Annotated in this window: 1 pseudogene; it reads right to left on the bottom strand. The window is 76.9% G+C overall.

The features are described 5' to 3' along the window. Positions 1-246 (bottom strand): annotated as a pseudogene (locus tag CCN72_RS30090) (hypothetical protein); the annotation flags it as partial. Between the last annotated feature and the right edge of the window lie 14 nt (positions 247-260).

Below are 260 nucleotides of genomic sequence, written 5' to 3'. Positions count from 1 at the left end.
CTCGATCCGGCCCGCGCGCACGGCCTCGTTGATCCGCGTCATCGGTTCGGTGAGCAGCTCGGCCCCCTCCACGGTCTCGGTGACCGGACCGTCCCCGAGCACCTCTTCGGCCACGGCGTCGAAGCCGCGGGGCGGGGTGGGGGTGGCGGTGGTCGCGGGGACGGACTCGCTGGGCCAGCCGGTGGTGGTCTCGGAGACCCTCGGTGCGGGCGCGGGTGCGGCACTGAGCGGCCGGGGGGCACCCACGACGGGCGCGGGAG

The organism is Streptomyces murinus, from assembly GCF_002154555.1.
GTDB classification, from domain to species: Bacteria; Actinomycetota; Actinomycetes; order Streptomycetales; family Streptomycetaceae; genus Streptomyces; species Streptomyces murinus.
Note: the sequence above shows the minus strand (reverse complement) of the source record. Positions and strands in the feature narration are given on the sequence as shown.